Source organism: Burkholderia sp. BKH01 (assembly GCF_025685725.1).
GTDB classification, from domain to species: Bacteria; Pseudomonadota; Gammaproteobacteria; order Burkholderiales; family Burkholderiaceae; genus Burkholderia; species Burkholderia pyrrocinia_C.
The window spans coordinates 134970-143083 of the sequence record NZ_JAOTQT010000019.1; the positions used below are offsets into that span (position 1 = coordinate 134970).

The following is an 8114-nucleotide window of genomic DNA, read 5'->3' on the forward strand; positions in this document are numbered from 1 at the left end:
CAGGCGCGTCGCGCCCTTCGCGCATCACACGTACAGGTAACGCACCAGGTGGAAGAACACCGGCGCGGCAAAACAGATCGAGTCGACGCGATCGAGCATCCCGCCGTGGCCCGCGATCATCGAGCCCCAGTCCTTCGTGCCGAGCGAGCGCTTGACGGCCGACAGCACGAGCCCGCCGACGAAGCCCGCGATCACGATCGCGAGCGAGATCCCGAACGCCGCGCCGAAGCTGAACGGCGTCACGCGATACAGCGACGCGCCGCACAGCGTCGCGAGCAGGCCGCCGCCGACGAAGCCTTCGATCGTCTTCGACGGCGACAGCTGCGGTGCGATCTTGCGGCGCCCGAACAGCTTGCCGACGACGTACTGCAGCACGTCGCTGATCTGCACGACGACCAGGAAGAAGAACAGCAGCAGCGCGTTCTGCCCCGCGTAGCGCGGAATGTCGAGGATCAGCACGGCCGGCGCGTGGCTCAGCCCGTACACGCACACCATCAGCGCCCAGTTGATCTTTGCGTTGCGGCTCAGGAATTCGCGCGTGTCCTGCGTGAGCGCCGACACGAGCGACATCGCGAAGAACAGGTGCACGGGCACGAAGATCGAATACATCCCGTACCAGTTGATCCCGAGCAGCAGGTACTGCACGGGGATCGCGACGAAGAACGCGATGAACAGCGTCGTGTGGTCGCTCGCGGTGGTCGGCGTGAGCGTGATGAATTCGCGCAGCGTCAGGTACGACAGCAGCGCGAACACGAGATACGTGACGTTGTTGCCGAGGCCGATCGCGATGGCCATGATCGCGATCATCGCCCACCACGCGCGGATGCGCTGGTTCAGGTTGACGATGGTCGAGCTCGTGCCGCCGCTGCGCGCGCCGAGGATCGCACCGATCACGGTCGCGACGACGAGCACGCCCGTGACGCCCGCGACCAGTTCCCAGAAGAGAGTTCGCATGGGGATATCCGAAAAAGGGAGAGGAGGGCGCCGCGGTCAGCCCGCGGGCCGCTGCGGCGCGAGCGCGACGACCGCGTCGCGCATGCGGGCGAGGAACGTCGGCTTGTCTTCCTGGTTGCCGAGCGCATCGTTCGCGCCGAAATGCACCTTGCAGATCAGCGGCACGGGCCAGATCGCGCCCTTCGGCATGATGCGCTGCAGGTTCTCGAGATAGACGGGCGCGAGCGCGACGTTCGGGAACTCGGTCGCGAGATGGAACAGCCCGCTCTTGAACGGCTGCGGCAGCACGTCGGCGCCGCGCGTGCCTTCCGGGAAGATGATGATCGAGTGGCCTTGCCGCAGCGCGTCGCGCACCGGTTCGAGCGGGTCGCCGCCGGATTCGCGGTGACGGTCGATCAGCACCACGTTCAGCAGCTTCCGCGCGATGTGGCGCTTCGTGTCGCTGCTGTCCCAGTAGTCGCGCGCGGCGACCGGCCGCACGACGGCGCGTACGTCGCGCGGCAGCGCGGCGAGGATCGCGAGCGTGTCGATGTGGCTCGTATGGTTCGAGAAATAGATCTTCTGCGTCGGGGACGGCGGCGCTTGATGCCAGACCGGATACGCGCCGGCGACGAGCCGCACGATGGACAGCAGGAAGTCGCGCTGCCAGACGTTGACGATGTTCATCGGCGCGGTGCCTCCTGCCTGCATGCCCGGCCGCAGGTGCGGCGGACGGGGTCCCGGAATGCCGGCGCGGCAGGATGCGCGCCGGACGGCCCTTGTTTAAATTTTTTCAAGTTCGTGGCTGCCTGTCGCAGGTCCGCGATAATCGGACGGTTCGCCGTCACACCACGTTGCGTAGCGGCGAATGTGCCGGTCGGCGGCGTGATGATCGGCTGTTGCACGAGTGCCCGTTTGCAGTTCGAATGGATCATCGCTGCGATCGGGCCAGCGGATTATCGCGAGTTTCCGTCAAAAACGCCAGATTGGCGCCGCGCGGGCGGGCCGGGCGCATGCTTGACGCATCGGGGCTGCTCGGCGACGATGGGGGCCGTCCATTGAAGGCCGACGAAGGCCGTTTCGCCGCCCGGGGCATGGCGGCGGGAAACGTGTCCGACTGTGCCGCGCGAAAAATACGAATACGAAACGATGAGCCTCTACGCACTCAAACCCAAATTCCAGGACCGTCTGCGCCCGTTCGCGAATTCGCTCGCCGAACGTGGCGTCACCGCCAACCAGGTCACGCTGTTCGCGGCCGGCGGCTCGATCGTCGTCGGCGCGCTCGCCGGGCTCGGCGTATTCGCCCGCGTGCTGTTCCTGCTGATTCCGTTGTGGCTGTTCGCGCGGATGGCGCTCAACGCGATCGACGGCATGCTCGCGCGCGAACACGGGCAGAAGAGCACGCTCGGCGCATACCTGAACGAGCTGGGCGACATCGTGTCCGATGTCGCGCTCGTGCTGCCGTTCCTTGCCATTTCCGTGTTCGCTCCGGCGGACGTCTGGCTGTTCGCGCTGACGGCGGTGATCGTCGAATGCGCGGGGCTGATCGGGCCGCTCGTCGGCGCAACGCGCCGCTACGACGGCCCGTTCGGCAAGAGCGACCGCGCGCTGGCCCTCGGCGCGTTCGCGCTGTGGATCGGCTTCGGCCTGCCGGTCGGCAGCGTCGCCGCGTGGCTGTGGCGCCTGCTGATCGTGCTGTCGATCGTGACGGTGGTGCGGCGCGTGCAGGCCGGCATCGCCGAAAAGGGCGGTTGACCTACGAGGCGCCGGAGGGCGGCGCCACATGATTCGAATAACGAAACGAGAGAGATCGCATGAGCACACGCACGGCCCGCGAGGGCGACTTCATCACGCACGACGGCGAAACGCTGTTCTATCGTCACTGGCCCGCGACGGGCCCGCGCTGCCGCGGCGCAATCGTGCTGCTGCATCGCGGCCACGAGCATTCGGCGCGCGTCGCGCACCTCGTCGACGAACTCGACCTGCCGGATTTCGCGTTTTTCGCATGGGACGCGCGCGGCCACGGCCGCTCGCCCGGCGCGCGCGGCTATAGCCCGAGCGCGGCCGCATCGGTGCGCGACCTGCAGACCTTCGTCGAGCATATCCGCGACATGCACGGCATCGCGATCGAGGACATGGCCGTGGTCGGCCAGAGCGTCGGCGCCGTGCTCGCAGCGACCTGGGTGCACGACTACGCGCCGCCGATCCGCTGCCTCGTCGTCGCGTCGCCGGCGTTCCACATCAAGCTCTACGTGCCGTTCGCGCGGCCGGGGCTGCGGCTGATGCACAAACTGCGCGGGCTGTTCTACGTGAACAGCTACGTGAAGCCGAAATTCCTCACGCACGATCCCGAGCGGATCGCGAGCTACGCGTCCGATCCGCTGATCACGCGGCCGATCGCGGTCAACATGCTGCTCGACCTGCACGACACCGCGCAGCGGATCGTCGCCGACGCGGCCGCGATCACCGTGCCGACGCAACTGCTGATCTCGGGTGCCGACTGGGTCGTGCATCGCGGCCCGCAGGATCGTTTCTTCGAACGGCTCGGCTCGGCGCGCAAGGAGCGCATCGTGCTGCCGGGCTTCTATCACGACACGCTCGGCGAGCGCGACCGTGCACAGGCGCTTGCGCCGCTGCGCGCGTTCGTACTGCGCGAGTTCGATGCGCCGAGCCCGCGCGTGTCGCTCGCCGACGCCGACCGGCGCGGGGCGTTCCACGACGAATACACGGCGCTCGGCCGCCCGCCCGCGAACGTGTTCGCGCGCGCGTACTGGGCGCTCACGCGCGCCGGCCTGAAGGCGGGCGGCGCGCTGTCGGACGGCATCGCGCTCGGGCTGCGGCTCGGTTTCGATTCGGGCTCGACGCTCGATTACGTGTACCGCAACCGCGCGCAAGGGCGGCTCGGCGTCGGCGCGCTGGTCGACCGCACCTATCTCGATTCGCCGGGCTGGGTCGGCATCCGCCAGCGCAAGGTGCATCTGCAGGAGCTGATCGGCGCGGCGATCGGCCGCCTGCGCGGCCACGGCACGCCGGTGCGGATCGTCGACATCGCGGCCGGCCACGGACGCTACGTGCTCGACGCGATCGCGACGGCCGCCGAGCGCGACGGCGCGGCGCCCGACGACATCACGCTGCGCGACTATAGCCCGCCGAACGTCGAGGCCGGGCGCGTGCTGATCGCCCAGCGCGGGCTCGAGCCGATCGCGCGCTTCGAGCGCGGCGACGCGTTCGACGAGACGTCGCTCGCGACGCTCGAGCCGCGTCCGACGCTCGCGATCGTGTCGGGTCTCTATGAACTGTTCGGCGAGAACGCGCTGATCGAACGTTCTCTGCGCGGGCTCGCGCAGGCCGTGCCGCCGGGCGGCTATCTCGTCTATACGGGGCAGCCGTGGCATCCGCAGCTCGAATTCATCGCACGTGCGCTGAACAATCACCGCGGCGAGGCGACCTGGGTGATGCGCCGCCGCTCGCAGGCCGAGATGGACGAACTCGTCGCGCGCGCCGGCTTCCGCAAGCTCGACCAGCGGATCGACGAGATGGGCATCTTCACGGTCAGCCTCGCGCAGCGGGTCGACGCGTCATGAGCGCGCTCGGCGGCGGCGCGAGCGGCCTCGCCGAGCCGGCGGCCGGCGCGCGCGACGCGTCGTTCGCGCTGCGCTTCGGCTGGCTCGCGGCGATGGGCGTCGTATTCTTCTCGACGTACGGCTTCGCGAACTGGCTCGCCGCGCACCGCGCGGCGGTGCCGACGTTCGCGTTCGGCTGGGAGCACGCGATCCCGTTCGTGCCGTGGACGATCGTGCCGTACTGGTCGATCGATCTTCTGTATGCGCTGTCGTTCTTCTTCTGGACGCGCCGCGACGATCTGCTCGATCACGTGAAGCGCTTGCTCACCGTGCAACTGGTGTCGGTCGCGTGCTTCATCGCATGGCCGCTGCGCTTCGGTTTCGAGCGGCCCGACCCGGGCGGCGTGGCCGGCGCGCTGTTCACGCTGCTGATGGGCTTCGACAAGCCGTTCAACCAGGCGCCGTCGCTGCACATCGGGTTGCTGGTCGTGTTGTGGGCCGTCTATGCGAAGCACCTGCGCGGCACGGTCGCGCGCGTCGTGCTGCATCTGTGGTTCGCGGCGATCGGCGTGTCGGTGCTGACGACCTACCAGCATCACGCGATCGACGTGCCGACCGGCGCGGCCGTCGGCTGTCTCGCGCTGTTCCTGTTTCCGCTGCGCGATGCCTCGGGCCGGCTGCCGGGCGCCGATGCGTCGCCGGGCGCGGCCGGCCGCGCGCTCGCGCGTCGTTATGGGCTCGGCGCGGCGCTGGTCGCGCTCGTGGCGCTCTGGTGCGTGCCGCGTGCGCCGGGCTGGGCGCTGGCGGCGGGGTGGGTCGCGCTGGCGCTCGCGTGCGTCGCGTGGCTCTACCGGCGCGGTGCGCCCGGCGCCTTTCAGAAGGATGCGCACGGGCGTTTCCCGGTCTTCATCCGCTGGCTGCTCGCGCCGACGATCGCCGGCGCGTTCGTCAATTCGCGGCTGTGGACGTTCCGGCAGCCGGCGCCCGTGCGGATCGACGAGCGCGTGTCGATCGGCCGCACGCCGACGACACGCGACGTGCGGCGCCACGGCTTCACGGCGCTGGTCGACCTGACGGCCGAGATGCCGCGCTGGGCGGCGGCCGATGCGTCGCTCGCGTATGCGGCCGTGCCGCAGCTCGATCTCGTCGCGCCGACGGCCACGCAGCTCGCGCAGGCAGTCGCGGCGCTCGAACGCCTGCACGGCGAAGGGCGCGACGTGCTGGTCTGCTGCGCGCTCGGCTACGGGCGCAGCGTGCTGTGCGCGGCCGCGTGGCTCGCCGCACGGCGCGGGCTCGGCGATGCGCGCGACGCGTTTGCCGCGGTGCGCGAGGTGCGGCCGCAAGCGGTGTGTTCGGACGACGGCGTGGCCGTGCTGCAGCACTGGATCGATCGCCGCCGCAGCGCGGGAGGCGTGTGATGCGCGATTCGTCCGCACCGTTCCGGATTGCCGCCGCGCGCGGCGCGCTCGATGCGGGCGCGTGGGCGATCGCGGCCGCGCTGGCCGCGGCCGGCGCGGGCTGGTGGATTGCATCGGGCTGGGCGCCGGCGACGATCGCGCGCGTGCTGCTGGCTGTCGTCAGCACGGGGTCGGGGATCGCGGCGCTGTGGTATGCGGTGCGCATCGAGATCGACCGCCGGCTGTTCGCCGCGCTGGCGCGGGCGGCGGCGGGTGATGCGTCGGTCGACGACGGGCTCGCGGCGCTCGACCGCGCGCTTGCCGATCTCGGCTGGATCGATGCGGCGAAGGCCGGGCGCGCGCTCGACGCGCGCGTGCGCGGCGCGGTCGGGCTGTGCCGGGCCGGCGTGCTGGTCGCGGTCGTGCAGTGGCTCGTGGTCGGGCTCGCGATCGCGGTGCCGCAGGTCGGCTAGCGCGTGTTCGCGTCGATCACGGGCGGGCCTTTGTGCCCACTCTTCGAAAGGATTTCCTTCAGGCGCGCGCCGCACGCTGCGATCGCGTCCGCTTGGCTTCGTACATCGCCTGATCCGCATGCTCGATCAGCGCGTTCATGTCGGTGCCGTCGTCGGGCAGCATCGCGATCCCGACGCTGACGCCGAGCCGCAGCGCGCGCCCCTCGAATTCGAACGGCTCGCCGACTTGCCGCGCGAGCCGCGTGCTTTGCGCATGGGCGTCGTCGCGGTTGCCGATGTTCGGCAGGATCACCGCGAATTCGTCGCCGCCGACGCGCGCGACCGTATCCGAGCGCCGCACCGCGCCCTGCATCCGCGTGGCGATCTCGCGCAGCGCGGCGTCGCCCGCGCGATGGCCGAAACCGTCGTTGATCGGCTTTAGCCCGTCCATGTCGATGTTGAGGATGCCGAGCCGGCCGTTCGCGCGCAGCGCCGTATGCATCGACTGCCGCAGGCGGTCGTAGAACAGCGCGCGGTTCGGCAGGCCCGTGAGCGCGTCGTGCGTCGCGCGCAGGTACAGCTCGTTCGCCTCGTTACGGGCCGCGTGGAACATCGCGGCGGCGATCAGATCGGCGGTCAGCCGCAGCGTGCCGGCGTCGGCCTGCGAGAAGCCGTCGACGTCCGGCGACATCACCTTCAGCACGCCGACCGTCGTGTCGGCATGCGTGAGCGGCATCACGAGCATCGAGCGCAGGCCGACCCGGCGGCATGCGTCGCGATCGACGCGCGGATCGGTTTCCGAATCGACGCAGTGCAGCAACTCGCCGCGCTGCACGCACAGGCCCGACAGGCTGCCCGAGCGCCGCAGCCGCAGGCCGAGCAGCCCGGCGGCCGTACCCGACGCGGCGCGGTACACCATGTCGTCGCCTTCGGCGAATTCGACCGCCGCGGCGCTCGCGCCGGTGAGCAGCGGCACCTGCTCGGCCACATAGGCCATCACGCTGCCGAGGTCGAGACCGAGCTTCGCGATTTCGGTCTGCACCGTGATGATGCGCAACAGCGTATCGGGGGACGGAGTGGCAGTGTCGGCGATTTGATACAAGTCAGTTTTCCACGAAAGAAAGCACGTTCGGCGTCGCGGGATTGCGGTAGCATACGCGCCGCCCAGCGGCAGTGCGGCTTGGGTGGTCTGCAACGGACCGCCGCCGGCCAGCCCCGCACCGCGCCGGCAGTATGCCGTCCGGCCCGTCCGGCGACAACGGCGCAATTCTTACCAATCATGCTTCTCGCGTAGCATTTCCGACCGGATTGAGGCTTTTTTCGCTTCATCGTCGCGAATCGGGGTAAGTTTTGTCCTATTTTTGAGATAGTGTGACGAATGGGCGTGTGCCGGTGCCAGGTGCGCGCGCAAACACGACGACAGCCGATTAAAGAATGTGCCGCTTCATTTCGATAAATGAAGCAGGCCAGTTAGTTGATATGAGGGGAAGCAGTGGGGATGTTCACTCACGGGCATAGCTGCTTTGCGCGCGTCGGGTTCGATGCGACGGATGATCGGATGACCCTGACGAAACGGAGCGGCGCATGAAGCCGGCCGCGTCGCTGTTCGTCCTGTCGATCGCCATGGTCGGCGCTTTTCACACGGCCGCGCTGTCGGCCGCTCCGATGCCGGCGGTGCCGGCGGCCGCCGCGGCGTCCGGCGCCGGTGCCGGTGCTGGTGCCGGTAATGCGGCGGCGCCCGGCGCTGCGTCGGCGCCGGTGCTCGCGGC

Annotated in this window: 8 protein-coding genes; 5 read left to right on the top strand and 3 right to left on the bottom strand. The window is 69.6% G+C overall.

Annotated features, from left to right (window positions below):
* Window positions 1–24: 24 nt before the first annotated feature.
* Both OEJ37_RS24780 and OEJ37_RS24785 read right to left on the bottom strand, forming a co-directional pair.
* Window positions 25–954, bottom strand: a complete 930-nt coding sequence (locus tag OEJ37_RS24780; protein WP_152858820.1) for a phosphatidate cytidylyltransferase — start codon at window positions 952–954, stop codon at window positions 25–27.
* Between the two features lie 36 nt (window positions 955–990).
* Window positions 991–1620, bottom strand: a complete 630-nt coding sequence (locus OEJ37_RS24785) for a lysophospholipid acyltransferase family protein (protein WP_263346476.1) — start codon at window positions 1618–1620, stop codon at window positions 991–993.
* Between the two features lie 462 nt (window positions 1621–2082).
* On the opposite strand from OEJ37_RS24785, the gene OEJ37_RS24790 reads away from it, so the two are divergent.
* Genes OEJ37_RS24790 through OEJ37_RS24805 form a run of 4 tightly spaced genes read left to right on the top strand, consistent with a single transcriptional unit; the run spans window position 2083 to window position 6366 of the window.
* Entirely contained in the window at window positions 2083–2688 is a 606-nt protein-coding gene (locus OEJ37_RS24790; protein ID WP_174420806.1) for a CDP-alcohol phosphatidyltransferase family protein, read from the top strand.
* A 59-nt stretch (window positions 2689–2747) separates the two neighbouring features.
* Entirely contained in the window at window positions 2748–4517 is a 1770-nt protein-coding gene (locus OEJ37_RS24795) for a bifunctional alpha/beta hydrolase/class I SAM-dependent methyltransferase (RefSeq protein WP_263346479.1), read from the top strand.
* Entirely contained in the window at window positions 4514–5914 is a 1401-nt protein-coding gene (locus tag OEJ37_RS24800) for a phosphatase PAP2/dual specificity phosphatase family protein (RefSeq protein WP_263346483.1), read from the top strand. The genes OEJ37_RS24795 and OEJ37_RS24800 overlap by 4 nt, the downstream gene beginning before the upstream one ends.
* Window positions 5914–6366 (top strand): hypothetical protein, encoded by a 453-nt coding sequence (locus OEJ37_RS24805; protein ID WP_263346484.1) that lies wholly within the window; start codon window positions 5914–5916, stop codon window positions 6364–6366. Before OEJ37_RS24800 ends, OEJ37_RS24805 begins: the two co-directional genes overlap by 1 nt.
* 58 nt (window positions 6367–6424) lie before the next feature.
* Here the strand turns inward: OEJ37_RS24805 and OEJ37_RS24810 are convergent, their stop codons facing one another.
* Window positions 6425–7447, bottom strand: coding sequence for a sensor domain-containing diguanylate cyclase (locus OEJ37_RS24810; protein ID WP_174420802.1), 1023 nt, complete (start codon window positions 7445–7447; stop codon window positions 6425–6427).
* Window positions 7448–7929: 482 nt separating this feature from the next.
* Here OEJ37_RS24810 and OEJ37_RS24815 point away from each other — a divergent pair.
* The coding region (locus tag OEJ37_RS24815; RefSeq protein ID WP_263346487.1) for a hypothetical protein at window positions 7930–8114 on the top strand (185 nt) is incomplete at its 3' end.

Bases quoted from the DNA above. Each gene is read 5' to 3' on its own strand.
- OEJ37_RS24795 (WP_263346479.1), top strand. From the start codon at position 2,748: ATGAGCACACGCACGGCCCGCGAGGGCGACTTCATCACGCACGACGGC.
- OEJ37_RS24805 (WP_263346484.1), top strand. From the start codon at position 5,914: ATGCGCGATTCGTCCGCACCGTTCCGGATTGCCGCCGCGCGCGGCGCG.
- OEJ37_RS24800 (WP_263346483.1), top strand. From the start codon at position 4,514: ATGAGCGCGCTCGGCGGCGGCGCGAGCGGCCTCGCCGAGCCGGCGGCC.
- OEJ37_RS24785 (WP_263346476.1), bottom strand. From the start codon at position 1,620: ATGAACATCGTCAACGTCTGGCAGCGCGACTTCCTGCTGTCCATCGTG.
- OEJ37_RS24790 (WP_174420806.1), top strand. From the start codon at position 2,083: ATGAGCCTCTACGCACTCAAACCCAAATTCCAGGACCGTCTGCGCCCG.
- OEJ37_RS24780 (WP_152858820.1), bottom strand. From the start codon at position 954: ATGCGAACTCTCTTCTGGGAACTGGTCGCGGGCGTCACGGGCGTGCTC.